This is a genomic window from Actinoplanes lutulentus, assembly GCF_003259845.1.
Taxonomy (GTDB): Bacteria; Actinomycetota; Actinomycetes; order Mycobacteriales; family Micromonosporaceae; genus Actinoplanes; species Actinoplanes lutulentus.
This window is the reverse complement of sequence record NZ_QLMJ01000009.1, coordinates 267,064-291,793: the sequence shown is the minus strand read 5'-3', so window position 1 is coordinate 291,793 and position 24,730 is coordinate 267,064. Positions and strand designations below refer to the sequence as shown.

General features: G+C 71.6%; 21 protein-coding genes. 9 read left to right on the top strand and 12 right to left on the bottom strand.

Annotation, left to right across the window (positions count from 1 at the left end):
- Positions 1-126: 126 nt before the first annotated feature.
- The 5 genes from B0I29_RS21275 to B0I29_RS21255 are packed head-to-tail and all read left to right on the top strand — an operon-like array spanning position 127 to position 4,852.
- Positions 127-2,448: a sensor histidine kinase gene (locus tag B0I29_RS21275; RefSeq protein WP_245972658.1), complete on the top strand. Its 2,322-nt coding sequence runs from the start codon at positions 127-129 to the stop codon at positions 2,446-2,448.
- A gap of 47 nt (positions 2,449-2,495) precedes the next feature.
- Positions 2,496-2,921 (top strand): roadblock/LC7 domain-containing protein, encoded by a 426-nt coding sequence (locus B0I29_RS21270; RefSeq protein ID WP_111650822.1) that lies wholly within the window; start codon positions 2,496-2,498, stop codon positions 2,919-2,921.
- Entirely contained in the window at positions 2,918-3,307 is a 390-nt protein-coding gene (locus B0I29_RS21265) for a DUF742 domain-containing protein (protein WP_111650770.1), read from the top strand. The genes B0I29_RS21270 and B0I29_RS21265 overlap by 4 nt, the downstream gene beginning before the upstream one ends.
- Positions 3,291-3,902, top strand: a complete 612-nt coding sequence (locus B0I29_RS21260; protein ID WP_111650769.1) for a GTP-binding protein — start codon at positions 3,291-3,293, stop codon at positions 3,900-3,902. The genes B0I29_RS21265 and B0I29_RS21260 overlap by 17 nt, the downstream gene beginning before the upstream one ends.
- Positions 3,896-4,852, top strand: coding sequence for an ABC transporter substrate-binding protein (locus B0I29_RS21255; RefSeq protein WP_111650768.1), 957 nt, complete (start codon positions 3,896-3,898; stop codon positions 4,850-4,852). The genes B0I29_RS21260 and B0I29_RS21255 overlap by 7 nt, the downstream gene beginning before the upstream one ends.
- 23 nt (positions 4,853-4,875) lie before the next feature.
- On the opposite strand, the gene B0I29_RS21250 is transcribed toward B0I29_RS21255, so the two are convergent.
- Entirely contained in the window at positions 4,876-5,289 is a 414-nt protein-coding gene (locus B0I29_RS21250) for a hypothetical protein (RefSeq protein ID WP_111650767.1), read from the bottom strand.
- Positions 5,290-5,461: 172 nt separating this feature from the next.
- Here B0I29_RS21250 and B0I29_RS21245 point away from each other — a divergent pair, with 172 nt between their 5' ends.
- Positions 5,462-6,679 (top strand): IPT/TIG domain-containing protein, encoded by a 1,218-nt coding sequence (locus tag B0I29_RS21245; protein ID WP_111650766.1) that lies wholly within the window; start codon positions 5,462-5,464, stop codon positions 6,677-6,679.
- Between the two features lie 6 nt (positions 6,680-6,685).
- On the opposite strand, the gene B0I29_RS21240 is transcribed toward B0I29_RS21245, so the two are convergent.
- The 3 genes from B0I29_RS21240 to B0I29_RS21230 are packed head-to-tail and all read right to left on the bottom strand — an operon-like array spanning position 6,686 to position 10,681.
- Positions 6,686-7,693 carry a lipase family protein gene (locus tag B0I29_RS21240; RefSeq protein WP_111650765.1) on the bottom strand — a complete coding sequence of 336 codons (1,008 nt, stop codon included), beginning with the start codon at positions 7,691-7,693 and terminating at the stop codon, positions 6,686-6,688.
- Entirely contained in the window at positions 7,693-9,363 is a 1,671-nt protein-coding gene (locus B0I29_RS21235) for a CHAT domain-containing protein (RefSeq protein WP_111650764.1), read from the bottom strand. The genes B0I29_RS21240 and B0I29_RS21235 overlap by 1 nt, the downstream gene beginning before the upstream one ends.
- Before the next feature lie 10 nt (positions 9,364-9,373).
- The gene (locus B0I29_RS21230; protein ID WP_111650821.1) at positions 9,374-10,681 is read right to left on the bottom strand and encodes a CHAT domain-containing protein; all 1,308 of its coding nucleotides are present in this window, start codon (positions 10,679-10,681) and stop codon (positions 9,374-9,376) included.
- Here B0I29_RS21230 and B0I29_RS21225 point away from each other — a divergent pair.
- Positions 10,655-12,631, top strand: coding sequence for an NACHT domain-containing protein (locus B0I29_RS21225; RefSeq protein ID WP_181557905.1), 1,977 nt, complete (start codon positions 10,655-10,657; stop codon positions 12,629-12,631). The genes B0I29_RS21230 and B0I29_RS21225 overlap by 27 nt on opposite strands.
- Here B0I29_RS21225 and B0I29_RS21220 read toward each other — a convergent pair.
- The 8 genes from B0I29_RS21220 to B0I29_RS21185 all read right to left on the bottom strand — a co-directional run bounded on the left by B0I29_RS21220 (position 12,603) and on the right by B0I29_RS21185 (position 22,455).
- A complete protein-coding gene (locus B0I29_RS21220) occupies positions 12,603-13,043 on the bottom strand; it encodes a hypothetical protein (protein ID WP_146616844.1) in 441 nt (146 codons plus the stop codon). The genes B0I29_RS21225 and B0I29_RS21220 overlap by 29 nt on opposite strands.
- Complete coding sequence (locus tag B0I29_RS21215) at positions 13,040-13,750, bottom strand: PP2C family protein-serine/threonine phosphatase (protein ID WP_111650761.1); 711 nt, start codon at positions 13,748-13,750, stop codon at positions 13,040-13,042. Before B0I29_RS21215 ends, B0I29_RS21220 begins: the two co-directional genes overlap by 4 nt.
- On the bottom strand, positions 13,747-14,187 hold the full coding sequence (locus B0I29_RS21210) for an FHA domain-containing protein (protein WP_181557904.1): 441 nt from the start codon (positions 14,185-14,187) through the stop codon (positions 13,747-13,749). Before B0I29_RS21210 ends, B0I29_RS21215 begins: the two co-directional genes overlap by 4 nt.
- A 71-nt stretch (positions 14,188-14,258) precedes the next feature.
- Positions 14,259-14,894: a 4Fe-4S single cluster domain-containing protein gene (locus B0I29_RS21205; RefSeq protein WP_111650759.1), complete on the bottom strand. Its 636-nt coding sequence runs from the start codon at positions 14,892-14,894 to the stop codon at positions 14,259-14,261.
- A complete protein-coding gene (locus B0I29_RS21200) occupies positions 14,891-16,744 on the bottom strand; it encodes an AAA family ATPase (RefSeq protein ID WP_111650758.1) in 1,854 nt (617 codons plus the stop codon). Before B0I29_RS21200 ends, B0I29_RS21205 begins: the two co-directional genes overlap by 4 nt.
- Positions 16,741-18,021 (bottom strand): hypothetical protein, encoded by a 1,281-nt coding sequence (locus tag B0I29_RS21195; protein WP_111650757.1) that lies wholly within the window; start codon positions 18,019-18,021, stop codon positions 16,741-16,743. Before B0I29_RS21195 ends, B0I29_RS21200 begins: the two co-directional genes overlap by 4 nt.
- A 25-nt stretch (positions 18,022-18,046) precedes the next feature.
- A complete protein-coding gene (locus B0I29_RS21190; RefSeq protein ID WP_111650756.1) occupies positions 18,047-20,578 on the bottom strand; it encodes a protein kinase domain-containing protein in 2,532 nt (843 codons plus the stop codon).
- Positions 20,575-22,455 carry a hypothetical protein gene (locus B0I29_RS21185; RefSeq protein WP_146616843.1) on the bottom strand — a complete coding sequence of 627 codons (1,881 nt, stop codon included), beginning with the start codon at positions 22,453-22,455 and terminating at the stop codon, positions 20,575-20,577. Before B0I29_RS21185 ends, B0I29_RS21190 begins: the two co-directional genes overlap by 4 nt.
- A gap of 205 nt (positions 22,456-22,660) precedes the next feature.
- Between B0I29_RS21185 and B0I29_RS21180 the strand changes: the two genes are divergently transcribed.
- Both B0I29_RS21180 and B0I29_RS21175 read left to right on the top strand, forming a co-directional pair.
- Positions 22,661-23,959, top strand: a complete 1,299-nt coding sequence (locus B0I29_RS21180; protein WP_146616842.1) for a sensor histidine kinase — start codon at positions 22,661-22,663, stop codon at positions 23,957-23,959.
- Complete coding sequence (locus B0I29_RS21175; protein WP_111650753.1) at positions 23,947-24,600, top strand: response regulator transcription factor; 654 nt, start codon at positions 23,947-23,949, stop codon at positions 24,598-24,600. The genes B0I29_RS21180 and B0I29_RS21175 overlap by 13 nt, the downstream gene beginning before the upstream one ends.
- The last annotated feature ends 130 nt before the right edge of the window (positions 24,601-24,730 follow it).

Genomic DNA, 24,730 nt, shown 5'->3' with positions numbered 1-24,730 from the left:
CTCCGAAGATCAGTTCCCATTACCGGAGACCGCTATTTCGTTGTGCGCCACTCCATCATCTTTTGCGTATATCTGCATGCCGGCCGTCACGGGGCCACGCCGGCAGCCGACAGAGGAGCTGATCGCTTGTCCGTCCAGGCCGAGGGCGCCGAACTGGCCGAACCCAACGGCGAGGACACGCCGGCCCACGCTCGCCCCCGCAGAGCCGGCGGCACGATCCGCCGGCGCGTGGTCCGCACGCTGGCCCTGCCGGTCGCGACCACCCTGGTGCTGCTCACCATCGTGGCCGTCGGCGAGATCGGGAACTACCGCTCGGCCTCCGCCACCGCCCGCGCCGTCACCATCGACCTCGCCGTCCAGGAGCTGATCCAGGGACTTCAGGACGAACGTGGCCTGACCGCGGGTCTGCTGGGCGGCAACGACGGCTTCCGCGCCGAGCTGCTGCCGGCCCGTGACCAGGTGGACCTGAGGCGTACCGAGGTCGAGGGCCTGCTGGAGGACGACGGAGTCGTCGAACAGCGGGCCGCCGCCGCGGTGCTGCAGCTGGACGGCCTGGCCGGTGTCCGCGCCGGCACCGACACCGGATCCGGTGAGCGGGCCGCCACCTTCGCCTTCTACAGCGCGCGGATCGCCGACCTGGGCAATCTCGACTTCGACCTGGACGGCACCAGCGACGAGGAGCTGAGCCGGGGCGCCGCCGCCCTGGAAGCACTCGGCGACATCAAGGAGGCCACCGCGCAGGAGCGCGCGTTCCTCAACGGTGTCTTCTCCGCCAGCGGTTTCAAGCGCGGCGAGTTCCTCCAGTTCGTCACCATGCGCTCCACCAAGGACGCGGCGCTGACCGCGTTCGACCGGTACGCCAACAGCACCGAACGGGCCGCCCGGGATTACGCCCTGGACACCGGCGCGGCACGGGAGGCGGCGTACTTCGAAGAGGTCGCGCTGCTGTCCGGCGACGGCAAGTACCTCCAGGTCAACCCGCAGTCCTGGTGGTCCGCGCAGACCACCGTGCTGGACGACATGCTGCAGCTGGAACACCACATCGGCTCCGTCATCACGGCCCGCGCCACCACCCTTGAGGACGAGGCGACGGTACGCATGGGCGTGCTCCTCGGCGCCGTCCTGGTTTGTCTCGCCGGCTCGGTCTGGCTGGCCACCGTCGCGTCCCGCTCGGTCGCCCGGCCGCTGTCGGTGCTGGCGAACGAGGCGAACCGGCTGGCCAGCACGCAGCTGCCCGAGGCGGTCCAGCGCGCCGCCACCGGTGACAGCACCGCCCCGCCGTCGTCGGTACGCGTACCCCGGGGCGCCAGCATCGAGGTCAAACTCGTGGCCGACGCGTTCGACCGGGTGCAGGCGACGGCGTACTCGCTCGCCACCGAGCAGGCGACGCTGCGGCGCACCACCGCCGAATCCCTGGCGAACCTGGGCCGGCGCAACCAGAACCTGCTCCGCCGCCAGCTCGGCTTCATCACCAAGCTGGAACGGGAGGAGTCGAACCCGACCGGCCTGGCGAACCTCTTCGAACTCGACCACCTCGCCACCCGCATGCGGCGGAACGCGGAAAGCCTGCTGGTCCTGGTCGGCGCGGCCAGTCCCCGGCAGCTCTCCGACCCGCTGCAGGTCTCCGACGTGATCCGGGCCGCCGTCTCCGAGGTCGAGGAGTACCGCCGGGTCACCCTGCGCCGGGTGGACGACACGCTGGTGAACGGCACCGGGGTCAGCGGCATCGCGCACATGCTGGCCGAGCTGATCGAAAACGGTCTGGCGTTCTCCCCGCCGGATGTCGACGTGGAGATCCACGGCCGCCGGATCGGTGGCACTTACCTCATCGCCGTGATGGATCAGGGCATCGGCATGTCGCCGGCCGACATGCAGCGGGCCAACGAGCGCCTGCGCGGCGAGGGCGACTTCATCACCGCCCCGGCCCGTTTCCTGGGTCACTACGTGGTCGGCCGGCTGGCCCTGCAGATGGGCATCGACGTCCAGCTCACGCCGTCACCGGTGACCGGTGTGACGGCACGGATCACGCTGCCGGCCGAGCTCCTGGCCGAGCAGCAGACGATCGGGTCCACGCCCCGTCCGGCGGCTCGCCCGATCGCCGCTGCGGTCGAGCCACGGCGTCTCCCACAGTCGTCGCCCGAGCCGGCGCCCGAGGCCGCGACGACCGCCGTCATCACGGCCGACCGGCCACTTGTCTCCACCGCGATCGAGTACGTCGTGGTGGATGACATCCCGGCCGGCGACGCCACCGCTCCCCGGACCGTGAACGGCCTGCGCAAACGGACGCCGCGCGCACAGCGAGCCCCCTCGCCGTCGCCGTCGTCCCCGGCTTCTTCCCCCGAGAAGCCGGCTCCGGTCACCGATTCACCCGAGGCGGTCCGGGACCGGCTCAACGCACTACGCGGCGGAATCCAGCGGGGCAACGCGGAAACAGCGCGACTGCCGTGAACGGAACTCCGCAGTGGCCCCTTGGCAGCAACCTGGAAAGAAGAATGATGAGCGTTGACACGTCGGCGGACAGACATCAATTCAATTGGCTGCTCGGTAACTTCGTGCACCAGACGGACGGCGTCCGCGACGCCGTGGCGGTGTCCTCCGACGGCTTGCTGATCGCGAGCTCGGACGGTCTCAACCGGGCCGAAGCGGATCAGCTGTCCGCCATCGTCTCCAGCCTGGCGAGCCTGGCCCGCAGCGCGTCCCGCCGGTACGACTTCGACGGCCTCAAACTCATCATGATCGAGATGCATCGGGGTTTCCTGCTGGTCTCGGTCATCTCGGGCGGCAGCGTCCTGGGCGTGGTGGCCGGCGGCGACTGCGATCTCGGCCTGGTCGGGTACGAGATCTCGTTGCTCGCCGAACGATTCGGCGGTCTGCTGACCCCGGCGCTGATCGCGGAGTCCCGACAACACCTGCCGCGATGAGCTCCTTCCCGTACGCGGGTGGGCAGCCGCCGACCACCTCGTCGCCTGCGCAGGACGACGACGAGGATCCGGTCGTGCGGCCGTTCATGCTCACCAATGGGCGTACCCAGCCTCTGCACGACGGGCTGCGCATCGAGACGCTGTTGCGGGCGGCCCCGGCCGCGCTGTCGGCGCCGCTGCGGTTCGAGTCACGGCGCATCGTCGAGCTCGCTCAGGCCCCGATGTCGGTCGCCGACCTGTCGGTGGCGTTGCGCGTACCCCTGGGTGTGGTTCGTGTGATCGTGGCCGATCTGATCACGCAGGGGTTTCTCTCCGTCGAGGATCAGCCGGCCGAGCTCTCCACCAGTTTGATCGAAAGGATCAGGGACCGTGTCCGGGCGCTCTAGGGAGCCGTCGGCAGCGCACCCCGTCGCTGTCAAGATCGTCATCAGCGGTGGCTTCGGCGTCGGGAAGACCACCTTCGTGGGTGCCATCTCCGAGATCGAGCCACTGGTCACCGAAGCCGAGCTGACCGAGAAGTCGATCGGGATCGACGACACCTCCGCGGTGTCCGGCAAGACCACCACCACCGTCGCCCTCGACTTCGGCCGGATCACTCTCGACGACGCGTTGCTGCTCTATCTGTTCGGCACGCCCGGACAGGACCGGTTCGCGTTCCTCTGGGACGACCTGGTCGACGGCGCGCTGGGCTCGATCGTGCTGGTCGACACGCGGCGGATCGAGGACTCCTTCCCCGCGATCGACTACTTCGAGGAGCACGAGATCCCGTTCATCATCGGCGTCAACCGGTTCGGCGGCGCGCAGCGTTTCCAGCTCGAGGAGGTCCGCGACGCTCTCGGCGTCGGTGCGGGCGTCCCCCTGGTGGAATGCGACGCCCGCGACCGCGAGTCGGTGAAGAACGTCCTCGTCTCGCTCACCGAAGAGGTCCTGGTCAAGCGCACCGAGAAGGCCAACCGGGAGCGGGCGGGATCAGCATGGTGAACTCATTCGTTCGTCTCGCGGCCGCCTTTCTGGGTGTGGTCACTCTGGCCGGCTGCGCCGGCTCCGAGGCCGCGATCACCGCGCCACCCGGCGTCCCTGCCGCGACTTCCTGCGGCGAGGTCAACATCGCGGTCAACCCCTGGAGCGGGTACGCCGCAAACGTCGCCGTGGTCAAGTACCTGCTCGAACAGGAGGTCGGCTGCACGGTCGGCGCCATCGAGCTGAGCGAGACCAGCTCCTGGGCGGGTCTCGCGGACGGCAGCATCGACGTGATCCTGGAGAACTGGGGACACGACGACCTGAAGAAGAAGTACATCGACCGTCAGAAGGTGGCCGTCGAGCTCGGTCTCACCGGCAACAAGGGTGTCATCGGCTGGTACGTCCCGCCGTGGATGGCCAAGACGTACCCGGACATCACCGACTGGACCAAGCTCAACGATTACGCCGAGCTCTTCCAGACCGCGGAGTCCGGCGAGAAAGGGCAGTTCCTCGCCGGAGACCCGTCGTTCGTCACCAACGACGCCACGCTGATCAAGAACCTCAAGCTGGACTACACCGTGGTCTACGCCGGCAGCGAGGACAAGCTGATCGCCGCGTTCCGCAAGGCGCAGACGAAGAAGACCCCGCTGATCGGGTACTTCTACGAGCCGCAGTGGCTGCTGTCGGACATCAAGCTGGTGCACATCCCGCTGCCGAACTACACGCCGGGCTGCGACGCCGTCGCGGACGCGGTGGCCTGCGACTACCAGCCGTACGACCTCGACAAGATCGGGCGCAAGGCGTTCGTCGACTCGGGCAGCCCGGCCGCCACGTTCCTGAAGAACTGGACGTGGACCAACGCCGATCAGAACGCCGTCGCCAAGGACATGACAAAGGGTCTGACCGCCGAGCAGGCTGCCCGCAAATGGGCCGACGCGCACCGCACCACGTGGGAGAAGTGGCTGCCCTAGTCTCCGGCTTCCGTTTTCGCAGCTCAGCAGGCCGCCGCGGCATAGAGCGGGCGGCCTGCTGAGCGGCAGCCGAGCCACGTCTCGGTGTAGCCGTCGTTACTGACCACCCAGGTGTCGGCGGACTCCGAGTAGTCCACGCCGGTGATCCGCTGGGTGCCGCCGTACACGAAGGTGTGCAGTGTGTACTCGGCGCCGGATTTCTCGAACGTGAAGTCGGTCTGCCGCTGCACCGGCCAGCCGGTGAGGCTCGGCTGGTAACTGCGCTTGAAGCCGGCGCCGCTGTCGAAGTCGAACCTCCACAGCGTCGCCGGGGCGAACTGGTCGCCCGGGTGGAACCAGACCCGGACCCCGGACGCGGCGTGGGCGGTTCCGGGAACGGCGGTGAGGATGCCCGCCACGACGGTGGCGGTGGCGATGGCGATGCTCTTGATGTTCATGAGGGCTCCCTCTTCGCTCCTGCTGACTGGTCGCCATTGAGAGAGAGCGGTGCGGCAGAAAGTTCCCGGGTCACTCGTTCGGGGTTCACTGATATGCGCAAATCGGGACCAACGTGAACGTTACGCTGTTTTGCGGTATCAGCTCTGATCCGGCAGGCCCTGGGGAGATCCGATGATTCGCCGCATAACCCGTGCCGTCCTCGCGTCGGTCGTCCTGACCGCCACCGTTCTGGTGGGCGCCGGCTCACCGGCGTCGGCGGCCGCCGTGGCGATGACGCTGAGCAAGACGTACGGAACCAGCGGCGCCGGCGGCACGATCGTCGGATCGGTCCCGCCCACCGCGATCGCGCCGTTCCCGGCCGGCAGTGTTACCCCGGTGGTGCAGTTCCAGTTCGTCGGGGCCGCGACGACCGGGTGCGCGCTCAAGGCGCAGACGCGTACCCAGATCGCCGGCCCGGCCGCGGTCACCACCGCCGGGGTGCTCACCGCGGAGCTTGCCAAGGTCAAGCGGATCACGCCGTGGAAGATCGTGTTCAAGGTGCCGACCGCGGCGTACCCGGGTGACTCCATCAACCCGACCGGCCTGGTCCTGACCGGCACCCAGGCACAGGCCCGGTGGTACGTCTGCGTCTACGACACCGAGTCGACGACCACCAGCACCCTGCTCGCCACGTCGGTCTACACGATCACGCTGCGTCCGACCATCACCTCGATCAGCCCGGCGAGCAGCCCCGCCGCCGGCGGTCAGACGATCACCGTGAACGGCACCGGCTTCTCCCCCGTCACCACCGCGATCACCGGCTCGATCGACGGCGCACCCCTCTCCAACATCAGGGTCGCGTCGAACGGCAACAGCTTTACCGCCACCACCGGCGTACGCGCGGCCGGCACCGGCCTGGCCCTCACCGTGGTGGCCCCGGGCGGCACGGTCAGCAGCCTCGACCCGGACAACAACCCGGTCACGCTGACGACGTACCCGTTCGCGTACACGAACGGCATCACCATCTCGCCGAGCACGGGTGTCACCGGCGCCCAGGTGACGGTCTCGGTGACCGGCGCCGGCTTCTCCGCCCTGATCTTCGACCCGGCGGCCGCCGCCACCAGCTCCGACCCGCACGTCTTCCTGGTCGACGGCGCCTACGACGCGGCCACCAACCGCGGCGTGGCCGAGTGCACGGTGGGCATCGTGGTCAGCGACACCGAACTGATCTGCGACCTCGACCTGACAGCGACCCAGCTGAGCCCGACGACGAGCGCGCCCACCTCCGGCGTGGTCCCGGACGGCGCCTACATCATGACCGTCGTGGCCAACGGCGACACCGGAGCAGCCGGCGCCGCCAGCCCTTCCATCATCAGCAGCGGGGCGGCCTTCGTGGTGGGTCCGTACTGAGTCCGGTCACGGGCGGCGGGTGAAGGTCTGTGACATGGCGGCCACCAGCTCGGGACGGGTCCAGTAAACGGAGTGGGCGTACAACTCCTCGGAGAACAGGTAATCCACCCGGATGTCCTCGACGCCTGAGAAGATGCGGCCCGCCACAAATCCCAGCGGGTCCAGTGGATGCCACAGGTTGGTCCAACGGCCGACAGTGGGCGGCAGCGAAACCGGCGAACCCTGGTACGCCTCGACCCCCGCCCGGGGATCGACAACGTGAATCAACGGCCACTGGCACCCGAACGTCACCAGACCAGACACCCAGACCGGCTCGTCCACCGCGGTGGCCAGATCCAGCGCGATCACCGCACCGAGACTGTGCCCGACCAGATGCACAGCGGTCTCCGGTGACCGCCCGGCCCCCGGAACGGCCGCCTCGATCTGCGACCGGATCCGCGCCCGGATCTGCTCACCGTGCCGCTGGTACACGAGGATGTCCCCGAGCGTCTTGGCGACGTACTCGGCGTGCCGCGTACGGAACCACGTGTAGAACCGCTCCCCCGCCGACCCGATCGCAGCACCGGCGACCCGATCGAGCTCCGGCAACCGCTCCCCGATCAATCGCCGGATCCGCCCCGGCTCCCGGACCACGTAGCCGTCCGGAGAAGACGCCGCAACGGCCGCGGCGAGAACGGCACCCACCTCAGCGAGCACCGCGGGATCCTCGGTACGCGACAACCACCGGGTCTCCTCCCACCCCTCGGCGATCGCCTCCCGGGCCTCCTGATCGTCAACCGCCTCGAGAACGACGGCGAGCCCCTCGGCGGAGTCCCGGACCACCGGCCCGCCACGAGCGGACGGCGGCATCACGAGATCCACCCCGAGATGCGCCGCCCCCAGATCCCCCCAGAAGGTCGGATGGAGGTCCCACCGCCCGAGCGCCGCCTCCCGCAGAGCCGCCACCCGTTCCTCCAGCACCGACGGATCACGGTTGCTGATCCCATGCACCACGAACACCGGCCGCCCCGCCACTACCGCTCCCCTCCGGTCACCACCACCGCCGACGGATCCCCGTAGACGGCGTACGCGAGCCCGGTCGGGTCCGCGTCGTCACCACGCACCGCACGCCGGGCGGCGAGCGAGGCCGCACCCAGCGGCACACCGGCGACGAACTTCTCGTAGAACGCCGACGCGAATGCGAACGCGGTTTCCGACCGCACCGCCCACGACGAGCCGACGAACGCGCCGGCACCGGCGCGCATGAACTGTTCCGCCCAACCACCCATCACCGTGTCGTAAGACCCACCGTCCACGCTGCGGCACGCGTTGAAGAAGACCAGTGGGCAGCGCCGGCCGAGCGCCGCACTGCGCACCGCGCGGGCCAGCGACACCGGCTGGAACGGCCCGTCACTCATCGCGACGCCACCCTGCCCGGTCTCCGGATGCGTCTGATGGCAGGCCAGATGCAGCAGGTTGAAGTCACCGGCGTCGATGCGCTCCAGAAGGTCGCGCTGACGCATGACCTGTGCCGGCTCGCCCGGGTCGGTGAGCAGCCGGTACACCGCCCGGATCTCGGCCTGAGCGTCCGGCGGCGGGTTGCTGCCGTGCACGAACACCGGATCGACGAGTGTCAGGGCACGGGCGGGTGGCCGCGCGCCGGTCTGCCGGACCAGCGGCATCCGGTCGACGAGGAAGCCGTCGGACAACGGGTCGGTGAGCAACTCCCACGGGAGCGCGCTCACGTCGGTGCACAGCGTCAACCCGGTGACGCCATCGCGTTTCAGCCGTCCGGTGACCTCCTCACGCACCTCACCCGGCAGGAGGTCCCACATCGTCAGGCCCCAGTCCGTGAGCCGCCGCCGCGCGCCCATCGAGTCGAACAACGTCCGGCCGGTGGCCATCCGGTGCGCGTCACCGAGGATGTCGCGGATCATGTCGGGCGGCGCGGCCGCCGAGAACACCGCCGGCATGTCCGCGCCGACCACCCGGAACTTCAGGCCGCCGGCCGCGCGGTCGATCTGCAACGTGACGCCGTCCGGGTCGGCGGTGAGGTGGTCCAGCCGGGCGGTCAGCGTTCGCGGCGTCTCGGTCGAGCCTTCCGGATCAACCACGAGCGTACGCGTCATCGCGCTGATCTCTCCGCCACCGCTGGCGACGTACGCGCGTACCCGGAGCTCATGCCGTCCGGGTGCCGGGGCCGTCACCACGAACAGCACGGTCTCCGAGTCGGCGGCCGGGCGTACCCGTACCGTCTGCACCTCGTCGTTCTCGAACAGCAGCGTCTCGGAGGCCACCGAGATCAGCACGTCCACACCGGACGGCGGGATCGGAAACGGCCGGGCCGGCACGCTGCCCGGCCCTCCGTCCAGGGTGATCGCGGCGTGCAGGGCGAGCCGTTTGCCGCCGCGGGCACGGGCCGGCATGGCGGTGGTGAGGTACCGGGCGGGCGGCGCGGTACCGGGCTCGGCGCGCAGCCGGCTCTCGGCGACACGCATCGCGGACCGCGCCCACCGTTCCAGCCCCGGGTCGGCGCGCAGCGCCCGGTGCAGGGCGAGCTGGCTGAGCGGCCCGGACGGGCGGGCCAGGGCGTCGTCCAGCAGCCGGGCGATCCGGTCCGCCGCGCCCGCGTTCTCCAGCAGCGCGGGCAGCTGGGCCCGAGCCTGCTCCGCGACCTTGCGGAGCGCGTCCTCGTCACGATTCATCGACGGCCTCTCACGCGCCGGTGAACGTGAAGGCGGCCCAGAGCGCCGGCTCGGACCAGGGCCGGCTGCCGGAGTCACCGGCCGTGAACACGCCGTTCAGCAGCGCTTCGGCCACCTTCTCGGGCAGCCATCGCTCACCCGCGTCCAGCGCCGCGGCCCAGTGCTCCTCGACCCCGGCCGGGGTGGCGTCGCGCAGCCATCGCTGTGCTTCGGCGAGCGCGACCGCCGGGTCCCGCGCCGGATCCCACCGGCGGTAGAACTCGATCATGAGCAGTGCGGTCGCGTGATCGTCGATCGCCCACATCGACGCCACCACACCGGCGACGCCGGCCTGCAGCAACCCGGTCGGCAGGTTGATCACCTCGTCCGGCAGGGCACGGCCCGGCACGAACGTGTCGCACGCCGACAACACGGCCAGCCGCAGGCGCAACCGCAACGGCAGCACATCGGCGAGCCGCAGGGACGCGCCACCGGCGAGACGGACGGCGCTCTGCAACGGTTCGGAGTCGGCGACACCGTGACAACCGAAGTGAACGGCGTCGGCTTCACGCAGCTCCGCGCGTACCGCATCGATCGTGGCGTCCGCACCCACCAAGATCTTGCTGACCGGGAAGGCCGCCGCGGCGGCCTGTCCTTCCCATCGGGAATGCGGCAAGCGGGCCGCGAGCGCGGCCTCCGGGTCGGTCACCGCGAGAAGCCGCCGGGGTACGGTCTCCGCGGCCACCACCCGCGCGGCAGCCAGCGCCCGTGCGTTCGGCGTGTACCCGGGCGTGACCTCGTCGATCAGGTAACGGTGACCGGAGGGCCGGCTCGCGTCGGCGGTACGGGCGGCGTGCAACGGCAGCAGCCCGGTGTGCCCGGCCGGGATGAAGGTGATCCGGGAGCCGGCCGGCAGTGCGCCGAGCAGCGGGCCGGCCATCGCGTCCCACAGCCAGTTCGTCAGCCCGGCCAGATGTCGTGACCAGACGCTGCGAGAAGCCGGGAAGTTCTCGCGATGCCGCTCCGCCCACTCGTGCACCCGCCGGTCGGTGAGACCCGGCAACGGCACGTCCACGATCTCGTCACCGCGCACCACGAGAGCCAGCCCGGAGCGTTCGGACGGCACCAGGTACACCAGCGGGTGATCCGCGGTCGCCGCGACATCGGCGAACCGGACCGGTGCCAGGAAGGTCTCGAAGCCGGGAATCTCCTGAATGGCCTGGATGGCGCCGCCGAGCTCGGCGTGCGCCTCCCGCAACTCCGCGTCGAACGAGGGCAGCGCGGATTGCCCGGAACCCCCATCATGGGAACCGTGCGGCGGCTGGCTCGGGGAAACCATCGGAACCTCATTCCGTTCATCGTCACGGCCGTCGTCGCGATCGCCGTAACCCTGATCTGGCAGTCCGGTCTGGACACCGCGGACAGGCTGGCCAGCGTGGGCAGTTTCGTGCTCGGCGCGGCCACCCTGCTCGCCGCGCTGCGCTCCCGTGGATCGTTCACCGCCGTGCCGCTCGGCGAGCAGGCCGCCGCACTGCGGGAAGCGGTCCGCGAGCAGTGGCGCGCCGAGGAACGCATCCGCCGGGTGCAGGACCCGGCGCCGATCCCGGTCCGCTGGGCGGTTCCCGAACCCGCCGCCGGGGTGCAGGACCACTGGGCCAACGTGCGTCGTGCCGGCGGACCCGGCATCGCCGCCCTGGACCTGGCCGGGCGGCTCGACGAGATCACCACGGTGTTCCGGCGGGTGCCGTCGCGGCGGCTCGTGGTGCTCGGTGAGGCGGGCAGCGGCAAGTCCGTGCTGCTGATCCGGCTGCTCCTCGACCTGATCGAAACCGGTCAGGCGGAGGAGCCGGTCCCGGTGCTGCTGTCGCTGACCACGTGGAGCCCGGACCGGCAGAGCTTCCCCGACTGGCTCGCCGAGCGGCTCGCGGCCGGCTATCCGGCCCTGTCCGCCGGGCATCGCGGTTTCGGTACCGCGGCGGCCGCGCTGGTCGCCGGCGACCGCATCCTGCCGGTGCTCGACGGGCTCGACGAACTGCCAACGGCGGCGCAGGCCACGGCACTGCTCGCGCTCAACGCGGCGCTCCCCCAGCCGGCCGGGTTCGTGCTGGCGGCACGGACCGAGCCGTACCGGGCCGCGGTCAGCGCCGGGGATGTGCTCACCGGTGCCGCCGTGGTCCGCCTGCAGCCGCTGACCGCCACCGATCTGGCCGCGTACCTGCCGCTCACCGCACGGCCGGCCGGCGCCGCGCCGGCCACCCGCTGGGATCCGGTACTGCGGCGGCTCACCGCCGGGCCCGGGGACGAGCCGGCCCGCCTGGTCGCCGGGGTGCTGTCCAGCCCGTTGATGACGTCGCTGGCACGGGCGGCGTACAGCGACACCGGCGCGGACCCGGCCGAGCTGTTCGATTTCCGGTCCCCCGGTGACCTGGAGGAACACCTGCTCGATCAGGCGGTGCCGGTGGCCTACTCCGGTGACCCCCGGCCGGCCGGGGAATGGCTGACCTGGCTGGCCGGCCACCTGCCCGCCGACATCGCGTGGTGGCGCCTGACCACCGCGCTCCCCCGGCCACTGCTCGGCGCGACCGGCGCACTCATCGGCGCGGTGACACTCGCGGCCACAGCCTGGTTCGTCGGCGGCGGCCCGCTCGCCGCCGCGGGGACCGGAGTGCTCGGCGGGGCAGCGACCGCGCTCGTCGTGCTCCACCAGCCGATGGTGCCGACGGGTGCACGGCTCGGGATACGGCGTACCCGTGGGCTCTGGATCCGGGGCCGCACCGGCGCGCCCACCGCCGGCGTGCTCGGCTGGCTGGCCGGCGGCACCGCCCTGGCCGTGGCCCTGTGGTTCACCGCCGGTCCGCTCGCCGCCCTGGCCGGCTGTGGCGCGATCGCCGCGGCCCGCGCCCTCGACGTCTGGCTGGACGTCCCCGCCGACGTGGGTGCGGCCGGCCCGGACGAGCTGCTGCGCTCCGACCGGCGCACCGCCCTGTCCCGCGCGGTGCTCCGCGGCGGCATCCTCGGCGCCACCGCGGCCGCCTTGATCAGCGTCCCCGCCGGCCTGGCCGTCGCCACCGCCGCGGCGGTGACCAGCGTGCTGTTCACCGCGTGGGGCCGCTTCACGATCGCCCGCTGCTGGCTCGCCCTGCGCGGCCACCTCCCGTGGCGCCTCATGCCGTTCCTGTCCGATGCCCACCGGCGAGGCCTGCTGCGCCAGTCCGGCGGCACCTACCAGTTCCGCCACGCCCGCCTCCGCGAACGCCTGCTCAGCCACCAGCACGCCGAGTCCTCCTGAACCGCCCCCGCAACAACCCGTCCGAGCGGCCGCCGTCCCCGGCCCCCCACCCGATCCGGCTGCCGAAAAACGGATGCCGGAAGTGGTAGACCGGCCCGACCCGGCGCAACACCCCTCGGTCACACACGTCGTCGAGGAAGCCCAGCAGGCGCAGCGGAAGCCGTCCGCACGCCGCCAGCAGCGCGGCGGTGAGGAGATACCAGACCCCGGCCAGACCCAGGGCGGCGCGGAGCAGGAACCGGGGCACCAGCCAGTCCTCCAAGGACTCCCGCTCGGGGTGCCAGGTCGACGCGGAGACGAGGATCGGCACCGGATCGTCCGGTCCGACGTGCCCGAGCAACTCCCCGGCGGGAACGGCGGCGAAGACCAGGAACACCGGCAGTGCGAACTGGGCGAACCGTGGTGATCTCACGTCGTGAGGTCGGCCACGAGCACGGAGAGGTTGTCCGGGGCGCCGGCCGCGTACGCCTCCGACCGCAATGCCTCCACCAGTTCCCGGGAGTCCTCGAGACGGCACGCCTTGCGCAGGATCCGCTCGTCGACGGCGCCGTGGATCCCGTCGGTGCAGAGCAGGTATCGACCCGGCTCCCGCGGCGTGAACAGCACGAACGGGTCGAGCGGGTCGGCCGGCGGGTCACCGAGGGCCTGGGTGACCGTCGACCGGCCGGAGGCGTGGTCGACGGTGAGCTGCTCCAGGTAGCCGTCGGTGATCCGGTAGACGCGGCTGTCCCCCACGTTGAACACGCCCACCGCGTCCGCCGTCACCAGCACGCCCGCCACGGTGGTACGCATACCGGCGGTGGCCGCCGCCCGCGCCCCGGTGTAATGCAGCGTCTCCCCGGCCGCGATCAGCCCCGCGTGCACCGCCTCCGGCGAGTCCCATCCGGGATGGCGGGTGGCGAGTTCGGCGGCGGCGAGGCGGCTCGCGAGGGCGCCGGCGTTGTGGCCGCCGAGGCCGTCGGCGACCGCGAGGAGCAGCGGGGGTTCGCCGTCGGTGGCCAGCTCGACGACGCGCGGGCGGGCGGCCTGGCTGATCCAGCCCAGGGCGAGGACGGCGTCCTGGTTGTCGGTGCGGACCGCGCCGCACTCGGTGAGCGCGGCGACCCGTACCCCGGTCATGCCGCCGCCGATCGGCGGACCCGGACCCGGAGCACGCTGGCGAAGCGCACCTCGTCGCCCTCCTGCAGACGCCGCCGGTCGTCGTCGGTGAGCCGGCGGTCGTTGACGAACGTGCCGTTGGTGGAGCCGAGGTCGCGGACGAACAAGTCGCCGTCCTCGATCCAGAGGACGGCGTGCTGGCGGGACACCTTGTCGTAGTCACGCAGGGACTCGGCGATCGCGCCGAACTCCTCGGAGCGGCCGATCCGCAGTTCGCTGCTGCCGATCGGTATCGGCCCGAACGGGAAATCGAGCTGGAACCGGGCCGGGTCGGCGTAAACATCGGCTTCGGCCGCCAGGTCGAGGTTGTGCAGCGGGCAGGTGCCGTCCGGATCGAGCTGGTTGCCGCAGCCGGGCACCGGGCAGACCGGATCGGCGATGGCCGCCGGCGCGGGCATCAGGAACTCCATGCAGCCGGGTTCGGTGCACATCGAGCCGCCGGTCCGCTGTGGTCCGTGAAGGGGACAGATCAGGGACGCCATGACACGCCTTCCAGTTCGATGCCCTGGTCACGAAGCACGCGCTGCAGCCGGGCCAGGTCGCCGCGGCCCGGGATGCCGATCATCCAGACCCTCTCGTCGCCGACCTGCAGTTGCAGCTCCGGCCGGTCCCGCTCGGCGAGCGCCCATCGGCGGTAGCGCTGTTCGCCCCGCTCCGAGCACGGGATGAGCCTCTGGTTGGCCGAGCCACGCCAGACCAGATCGGTCGGCTCGGTGATCCGGAACGGCCCGGTGATCAGCGCGTCGATGCCGGTGAGGGCCTCCGGGCAGCGCCGCTCGAACTCGTCGAACTCCACGCCGGTGTAACAGAGCACGTCCCAGTCGTCGTTCAGCGCGTGCAGCCCGTGCACCAGCTCGGCCAGCGCCGCCGGCTGCTCGGACGGCTCGCCGCCGGTGATGGTGACCCCGGCGGCGTCGCCGATGTGCCGGGCACACCAGGCGAGCACGTCGGCGACTTCCACGTCGTGCCGCGGCTCGGCGACCCATGTATCGCGGGCGACGCAGCCGGGGCAGCCGATGCCACAGCCCTGCACCCAGATCCCGATCCGGCGGCCCGGCCCGAGCGTGGTGACCGGATGGTGCGTACGGGCCAGCCGCAGCTTCACTCCATCACCAGCTCGTAGTTCTGGCCCTGGCGCTCGATCGAGGCGACCCGCAGCGTCCGCCCGGGCTCCGGCGGGTGGGCGAACAGTTCCCGGGCGAGCGGGTTGAGCAGCGTGCTCTCCATCGCGGCGACGATGCCCCGGCCACCGTTGCGCAGGTTGAACGTGGCTTCCTGCAGCAGCTGCTCGCGGGCCTCATCGCTGAACTGCAGCTCGGTGCCGAAGTTGCGGCGGACCGCGTCGGCGACCCGCCCGATGGCCCGGTCGGCGATCTCCAGAGCCGCCTCGGGACGCAGGAAGTCGAAGACGACGATGCTCTGTTCGACGCGGTTGTAGAGCTCGGGCCGGCCGATCAAATGCCGGAAGAAGATCTCGATGTACTGCCGGACCCGCTCCTCGATCTCCGGAAGCTCCTGCTCGTCGGTGACGTTCTCGACGGGTTTGTTGTCCTCGCCCGGCACGATGATGCCGAGGTTCGTGGTGAAGACGATGAGCGCCTCGGTGAAGTACACGGTGCCGCCGCGCCCGTCGGTGAGCCGGCCGTCGTCGAGGATCTGCAGGAACTTGTCGAGCAGCTTCGTGTGCGCCTTCTCGATCTCGTCGAAGAGCACGACCCGGAACGGCTGCTGACGGATTCCGTTGGTCAGCTCGCCACCGGCGTCGTGGCCGATGAAGCCCGGCGGCGCGCCGATGAGCCGCGCCTCGGAGTGCTCGGCGGAGAACTCCGACATGTCGAAGCGCAGGTACGCGTTCTCGTCACCGAAGAGCAGCTCGGCGAGCGCCTTGGCGAGCTCGGTCTTGCCGACGCCGGTGGGCCCGGCGAAGAACAGCACGCCGCGCGGCTTGCTCTGCCCGCCGGTGTGCGCGCCGGAGAGGCCGGTGGCTGAGCGGGCGAGGATGTCGAGCACCCGGCGGACCGCGTCGGGCTGCCCGAGCACCCGGTTGCCGAGTTCCTTATCGGCGGCGCGCAACCGGTCGCGCAGTCCGGCGCTCTGCCAGGGGTTGTCCGGCACGCCGACCCGGAACGCGCGGACCGCGTCGTCGACCCGGCTGCCGGGGATGCCCGCCGCGCGCGCGAGCCGGACCACGTCGCGCATGCTGCGGATCCGCATCCCGTGGCTGGCCTCCGCGAACCGCCGGATGACGATCTGGCGCTCGTCGATGTCCGGCGACACGTCCGGCAGGACCGCCACCAGGTCGGACGCGGTCTCCAGCCGGGCCGTGAGATCGGGCTCCGGGATGCCGGTGATGCGCAGCGTGTGGTTGCCGCTGGCGAACCAGGCCGGCAGGTCGTGCTCGCGGTCGAGCACCCAGAACACCGTGTTGTACCCGTTGCCGACCGGGGTGGCCCGGTAGGCGAGCCGGTCCGCGGTCGCCAGGAAGAGCCGCTCGTCCGGAGAGAGCTGCAGGTCACCGGTGAAGAGCCGGGCCGCGTCGCTGAGCACCAGCGCGATCGGCGGTCCGTTCTGGCGGCGGCGGGCCAGGTCGGTCACCGCGGTCACCAGGTCGCGGACCTGGGTCATGTGCAGCGGCCGGCCGGCTTCCACGTCGGCCTCGCGCAGCACCGCCTGGGCGGCCTGCAGACCGCCCTCCGGGATGTGGTGGCTGATCTCCACCCCGACACCGTTGGAGTAGGTGAGCAGCGCGCCGTAACCACGGGCCTGCGCGACGCTCCACACCGCCTCGGTCAGCACCATGAAGCGGACCATGCCGTCGTGCGCCGGGTCGGGCAGCCGGTACAGGTCGCGGACGTTGCCGGTGAGCAGGATCTGCGGGTGTGCGCAGAGCGCCAGGTCGATCTCGCGCAGCCAGGCGGGCAACGGCACGGACGTACCGTCCGGTTCGGGGTTCACAGCTTTTGCTCCCTCTGCTGTTGCTGCCGGGCGCCGGAGGCGGCCCGGGCCGGGACGAACTCGTCGGCGACCGCCTGCACCGGCCGTTTGCCCGGAGCCTGCCGGGCCGCCTCGGCGACCTCGACGCCCTGCTTGCGCATGCGGCGGGTCATCACGTCGTAGTCGTCGCAGAACTTGCGCTCCGCGCCGATGTCGTCGGCCTGCGCCGCGTGGGTGCTCGCGGCCCGGACCACCTGCGTCCGGATCACCGGCTGGTCCGGGTCGAGCAGCACCTTCACTCCGTACCCGCCCCGATCGCCCATCGCCGCGAACGCCACCCCGGAATCGGCGAGCCCGGTCTCGAAACCCTCGGCGACCTGGTATCCGAGGTCAGCGAGCTGAGTGCGCATGGCGTTCGCGACGGCTCGGCGGCGGCGCGCCTTGTCCGCCCGGTCCAGTGCCGCATCGGCCTCGGCACGCAGGCCGTCCGGCACGCCGGTGACACGCTGCTCGATCAGCCGTCCGATGCGAGCACGCAGCTTTGCGGGCTCGTCACCGGTCACCGTCTCCAGCGGCGCGGCCACCGCGAGCAGCTCACGCCTGACGCGTTCCACCTGCTCATCGGTGCGCTGCTCGGCGCGTACCCTCTTCTCCAGATCGACGAGCAACAACCGCGCGCGGCCGTCGGTTGCCCCACCCGCGATCTCGGCGGCGGCCTCCGCGCAGGCCGCGCGCGTCTCGCCCGGCGTCGCCGCCGGCAGGCGGGAAACCAGGTCGGCGGCACGCTCGGCGGCGGCGCGGCGGCGTGCGATCACTTTTTCGGTACGATCCACAGCACCCGAATCCGGCTCGGCGTCCACTCCCGCTGGACGGTCCGATGGCATTGCGGTACCCACCGCCGGGGCGTCGGCGGCCGGCGTGACCACCGAGTCGTCCCAGGTCCGCGTCGCGGTGACGGACGCCGCCGCACCGGAGGCGGCGAGCAGCCCGCTCACGTCGCTGCGGGACGCCGCACCCACCGACGCCCGCAGCGTCTCCCGCTCGCGCCGGACGAGTTCGCGCAGCTCGCCGGTGGCCGCCGCGATCCGGGCCGGTGACTGACCGGGCTTGGCGGCCTTCCCGGCCGGCACCTTGGCGATCCGGTCGCCGTAGACCGACCGGTATGCCTGCGCCTCGGCCCGTAACGCCTCGACCTCGCCCCGCGCCGCGACGTAGCGTTCCCACTCCTGGCGTTGCTCGCGGGCAAGACGCTCGGCTGCGGTCTCCACCACGTACCGTGCTCCGGTCATCGAGCTCATGCCGGTTCTCCTTCCGGTGCCGTGGTCACCACACCCACCACTCCCGCACGGGTGACGGCAGGAACGGCGGCGACCACTGCTGCCATACGTAGAGGGGTGCGATCAGGTAGAGGACGACGACCGCGCCGATCAGGACGGCCCGGATGTCGCGGGAGGTCCGCCCACTGGGACCGGACTCGGTGCCGGCGGCCCGGTTGACCAGGCGGCGACCGGCCCAGATCGCCACGACGACCGCGCCGATCACCGCGTACGGGAAGATGCCGGCGTAATTGCTGTTCAGCCCGAACAGCGTGTCCCGGACCCCGCTGCGCAGGATGATCGGGAAACGCACCAGGGCACGGATCTCGGCCTGCTCGGCCTGCACGATGATCCCCACGGCGATCGCGAACAGCCAGCAGAACAGCCGGGCCCGGCGCAGCGCCCGCCCCGGTTCGGCGGGCCGGATCAGCAGGCAGCCGAGCACCACGAGGATCGGCAGCGCCACCATCGTCTGCACGCTGGTGACGTATGCGAGGTACTCCGGCGTCCGCGTCTGGTCGAGGGAGAACTCCTCGAACCGGTTGGCGGCCGCCGCCGCGAACGTGGTCAGGTACGCGAGCAGCACCGCCCACAGCATGTTCCCGGTGTCTCGCCACGCGTTGCGCACCACACCGCGCCCGCGCGCCGGGACCGTGCCCACCTGGGCCGCCCGCTCGTTGCGCCGCTCCTGCTTGACCTGCGCGTCGCGGGCCTGCTCGGCGGCCGCCTCCGCGGTGGCGACCGGGATCAGCGCGCTCGCCACCGCACCGGCGGCGAGCTGCCGCACATCGGTGCCACCGGCAGCGTCCTCGCGCAGCGCCCGCCACCACACGCGGCGGCCGGCCACCTTCTGCTTGCGCAGCACCCCGAGCATGTGGTCACGGTGATCCGGATCGGCGAGCAGGCGTACGGCAAGCGCGTACGCCACCGGCAATGCCTGATCCACTTCGGTCATCCGTGGTGGGCTGGCCCAGCCCACCGGGGTGCCTCCGGCGGCCAGCGACACGGCCAGCCCGTCGATCCGCTCGCGGACCGCCGCGTCGATCTGGTCGAGCCGGTCGGCGGCCTCGGTGAGCACCGCGCAGCCCGGCTGGCCTCCCGCGCACCGCGTGTGCAGGCGGCATCGGTGCCGGGCCAGCGCCCGCAGCAGCCCGACGTCGAACGCGCCCAGCAAGCCGGCGGCGGTCGGGTCGCCGGACGCCGCCGACTGGGCGATCATCGCGATCCCGTTCGCGTCGGCCGCGCGTTGCTCGTAGGCCGGTGGCATCTCCGGCGCCACCCACGCGATGAACCGGGTGAGCCGGGCGGCCGCGTCGGCCCGGCCGCTCACGTCCGTCCGGAACAGGTTGCCCGGCAGGTTGATGTTCGGGAAGTTCTCCTTCATCCAGTCGGAGAGGTCGAGCCGCTTGGTGCGGTCCTGGAAGTGGGCGAGCCCGGCCGGCCAGTTCTCCGAGAACGCCGCGCCGACGTGCTCCGGGCTCCGGCAGAGCCGCCCAGCCACTTCGAACGGTGCGACCGGCGGCGCGGCGGGCGGCTCGGGCTCGGCGATCGGCGCGTCGCGCACGGCCGGGCGCTCGCCGGCCAGCCACGCGCGGACCTCGGTGACGCCCCAGCGTTCCTCCGGTGACCGGGTGAGCAGGCCGTGGCAGAGCAGCCGCCAGTCCGGGTCGGTCACCCCGTCCAGGTCCACGCCGTACTTGGCGATGTGCTCGAAGATGGCGCGCTCGTTCGCCGCGTGCCCGCCGACACCGCTGTTCGGGTTGCGCCCGGTGAGCAGTTCGACGATGACCACGCCGAGCGACCACCAGTCCTGCTCCGGCTCCTGGCTTTTCTGCCACCACGTCTCCGGCGCCTGATAGGCGGGTGTGCCGGCCCGGCCGGTGGTACGCCGGGTGGCACGCAGCTCAGCGACCAGCCCGAAGTCGCAGAGCACCAGGTCGAGCGGGTCCTGGTCGCGCAGCAGGATGTTCTCCGGCTTGATGTCGCGGTGCGCCATCCCGACCTGGTGGCCGTGGCGCAGCTCGCCGTGCAGGTACGCCAGCGATTCGGTGACCTGCTGGAGCACCACCCGCACCTGGTCCGGTGGCAGCGCGCCGCCGTGGCCGGTCGCGTAGGCCGCGAGCGAGCCACCGGGCGCGTACTCCTGCACCTCCCAGCTCATCTCCAGTCCGTACGCGACCGACTCACCCCAGTCGATCACCCGGACCACGTGCCGGCGCTCGGCGGTGCGCAGCGCGTCGAGCAGGCTGGTGGCCGGGCGCACCGTGGTCGGGTAGACCTTCGCGACCCGCTGCTCGCCGGTGTGCCGGTCGCGGACAAGCATCACGAGGTGCGCCTCGCCGCCGATGGCGAGCGCGCGCTCCGGCTGGTAACGGGTGAAGACCGCGTCCGGCAGTCCACCGGAATCCCGCACCGGCGCCGCGTTCTCCCGCGTCGTGGCGGGTGGAGCGTTCTCCCGCGTCGTCGCGGGCGCCGCGTTTTCCCGCGTCGTCGGCGGGGTTCCGGGGGTGTTCTCCTCCCGGGTGGTCTTACCGCTCATGCCTCCTCCGTGGAGAGCTGTTCCTGAATGGCCCGGTCCTGCAGCGACCGCAGGCGTTCCACCGCCCGCAGGTACCGCTCGCGGACCGGCGCGTGCTCCGGCGCGGTGAGCCCCACCAGGTCCCGTTCCAGCGCCGCCGAGAGCAGCACCGCGCGGCCGCCCTCGAGGACCTCGATCGCCTCGGTGAGGCGGCGGCGCCGGGTCAGCGCGTAGGCGGCGCGGGCCGGCATCCCGTAGGCGGCGCGGCGCAGCACGAGTTCGCTCATGGCTCGCGTCAGCTGCGCCCGGACCAGCTGGTTGAGCACGTCGACGGCGATCAGGTACGCCTCACCGGCGTCCGCCATCCGCTCGTGCCGCCACGACCAGTCGGCCCACTGCACCGCCGTGTCGTACGCCCAGATCAGGCTCTTGCCGACAATCTCGTTGATCGCCTTGCGGGACGCGGCGGCCGCCGCGAGCCGGTCGTCCTCCTGCTCGGTGGCCTCGGCCCGCAGGTGCAGGCCGGCGGCGAGCCGGGAGCAGGCAAGCGCGTGCGGCAGGGTACCGGGTGCGTATCGGTCGCGGACCATCTGGAACAGCTCGACGCCCTCGTTGACCGCCCCGATGTCGCCGTCGCGGAACCCCTTGCCGATCAGCGCCTCGGCGAGCGAGCTGCGCAGGGTCCGGCGCAGCGGCGGTGACAGGGCCTGCCCGGAGATCGCCCGGCGTAACAGGGTGACCGCCTCGTCGAGCACGTGCTGGTCGGGCCCGTCCGGGCGGTAACCGTCGAGTTTGCAGTTGGCGAGTACCACGCGGGCCTCGTCCTGGCTGCCGGCGCCGAGGGCGAGCACGCGGGTCGCCAGGTCCTCGGCCCGCCGGCGGTCAGCCGCGGCGGACGGGTCGCCGGAGAGCCCTTTGGTCCGTGACCGCAGCTGGTAGAGGTTCGCCAGGGTGGCCAGCTGGGAGGGGCGATCCGGTTCGAACCTGCCGGGGGCGTCGAGTTCGGTCTCCAGGTCGTGGATGCCCTCGTCGAGTGAGCTGAGGTCACCGGTGGTGCCGTAGCGGCCGCCGATCCGGACGCCTCGGGAGGCGACGGCCAGCCCGTCGTTGACGCCCGGGAACGGCGCCAGGTCACCGACGTCGAAACCGGCGGCCATCTTCGCCGCGTCCTCGGCCGGCTGGCCCTCGAAGCCCTTCATCTCGTACGCGCGCAGGAGAGCGTCACCGACGTGTGCCACCGAAGGGGCGAGCCGGCCGGCCTGGTCGACGAGGCGCCGGATCCGCTCGTCGTCGTCACCGGCGTGGTCGGTGCCGGAGCGGGAGACCAGCAGCGCGGCCAGCCCCGCGCGGGCGGCTGAGGCGCTGGTGGCGAAAACCTCGGTGTAGCGGGGGTCGGGGCGGGGCGCCGCGAAGGCCCGGTCGATGACCGGCAGGGCGCGCTCGATGCGGTCGAGGGCCTCGATGAGGTCGGCCTCGCGGTGGTAGCGCTGGTACTGCGGCACGAGCACGGCACCGATCATGGTGTCCAGGACGGCGTGCTCCGGGTTGCCCTGGCGCAGGCCCCGCTGCCCGTCTCGCAGACTTTCGAGCGCCGCCTCGGTGTCGCCCTGGCCGTTACGCACCGCGAGCAGACTGGCAAGACGCAGCGTGACCTGCCGGCGCTCAGGGCGGCCGCGCGGCACCAGATCACCGGCGTCACGCACGATCGCGATGCACCGGTCCAGGTCATCGGCGATGCGGCGGCACAGAAAACGGCTCTGCAGCGCCTCGGCGAGCGCCAGAAGCGCGCCCACGCGGTGTGCGGCGGACCGCCGGCCGGATGCCGACACACGGTCGTCGGCAGCCACGACCGCGGCATCCACCTGTTCGCAGGGAATGGATCCAACTAATAGGTTCATGCACTCATCCGAACGGCGGACTTGTTGCAGTCCAAAGCGGTAAACAAAGCATAATAGTGACCCCCGAGCCACGACAGCCTTGCAGTTCGTCATTGCCGTCGTCAATGGGATACGGCTGGAAAATCGCCGCCCTAAGTTGATGTTGAAACGGTGTCCGCCGATATGCGGACTGTCGCCGCGCGCCCGGGCATGCAATTGTCGGCCGGTGGGGAAAACGGGTTGGCGGACCCCGGGCACGGCGGCGGCCCGGGTCGACGCGTTATTGATCAAGGCCACTGCCTGCCTGCGCGCTGTCCAGCTCGGCGTCTGGCTGCCCGTGCCATTGACCGGCGGCATGGGGGTCTACCAGCGGCCGGCCCTGGTGCTGGCCGGATATCTCGGTGCCGTCGCCTGGACAGTGCTGCTCTTCACCGGCCTGCTCCGTGAGGCCGCGCGACAAAGCGGTACCGCGCCCGCGGTGGCCGCTCAGCAAAGCGGCACCGCGCCCGGGGAGGCCGCTCGGCAAAGCGGCATCGCACCCGGGGAGGCCGGAGATCCGGCGCCGGGCGGCGCGGGCGGGGTCGCCCGTCGCTGGATCCTGGCCGATGTGGGCGTCGCGGCCGCCGGGCTGCTGCTGGTGCCGGCGGCCTGCTCGGCGGCGTGCGAGCCGAGCTGGCCGCACTGGGTGCTGCCGCCCGCGATGGGCACCGCCATCACGGCGGCGGCGCTGCTTCCACGTGCCGTTGCGGTTGCCGCGACCGGCCTGCTGCTGGCCGCCTACGTGACCGGCTCGCTGGCCGGTCCGGCCGGCGCGGACGGGTTCGGTGCGGTGGCGCACAACGCCGTCTCGCTGGCCGCTTTCGCGGCGCTGGCCGGCCTGGTCGCCGGGCACCTGCGGCAGAACGCCCGGGACCTGGACGCGGCCGGCGAGGCAGCCCGTGCGGCGAGCGCCCGCGAGGCCGCCGCGCGGGCCCGCTTCGACGAGCGGACGCTGCACTACGACCGCCTGCACCACACGGTCCTCTCCACCCTCAGCAAGATCGCCCGGGGCCGGCTCGACCATCGCACCGACGAGGTCCGTGCCCTGGCCCAGCGCGACGCCGACTACCTGCGCGGGCTGGTCACGGCCGGGCCCGCGCCGGGCGCCGGGCTCGCCACCGCGCTGGCCGGGGTGGTCCGCGACAAGCAGGCGCTCGGCCTGCACATCCACTCCCAGTTCCACGACCTGGGGGAACCCCTGCCGGAGGCGGTGGAGATGGCGCTCACGAGCGCGGTACGCGAGGCACTCACGAACGTGGACAAGCACGCCGGGACCGACGAGGCCTGGCTCACCGCGGTCGGTGACGACGGCGGCGTGACCGTCCGGGTGGTGGACCGGGGACGCGGCTTCCGCCCGGAGGAGGTGTCGCCCGGGCGCGGCCTGATCCGGGAGCTGCGGCACTGCGTCGTCGAGGTCGGCGGCCGGGCCACCGTGGACTCCGCGCCCGAGCAGGGGACCGTCGTGGAGGTGTCATGGCAGCGATGATCGAGATCGGGGCGATCGACAACGACCAGATGCTGCTGGAGGGGATGGCCGCCTGGATCGCACGTTCGCGGGAGATCGCGCTGACCGCGATGGCCACCTCGGTCGAGGAGTACCTGGCGATCCCGCGCCGGCCGGAGACCGTGATTCTGGACCTGAATCTGGAGAACTTCACCGATCCGGCGGAGAACGTGCGGCGGCTGGTCGCGGCCGGCCATGTGGTGATCATCGTGTCGGTGATCCCGGATCCGGTGTGGATCGCGGCGACCACCGAGGCCGGCGCGCGGGCGTACGTGCCCAAGGCGAACAATCTCGGCACGCTCGCCGAGGTGATCCGGAAAGTGGCGGCCGGCGAGGCCCCGCTCACCCCGGAACACGCGTTCTGGCTCGGGCGCGACAACCGGCCGGGACGCCCGGAGTTGTCCGCCCGCGAACGGGAGGTGCTGGTCCGTTACGGCAGCGGGATGACCCTCGACGCGGTCGGCCGAGTACTGGAGATCGCGCCTGGCACCGTGCGTACCTATCTTGAGCGGATCAAGGAGAAATACGCGAAGGCCGGCCGCCCTATCACCCACCGCGTGCAGTACGGGGAACGGGCAAAGGAGGACGGATTCGGCCGTACCCGACTTCCACCGGCAACATGAATACGATCATGAAAAGTGATTGACCGAATGGACTACCCCATTCGATGACCGCACTATTTCGGGGGCGGTTTAGCCTTTCCCAGGGACGAGCCAGAAGATTTACTATTCCCCGAATAGCACGGCTATAGCC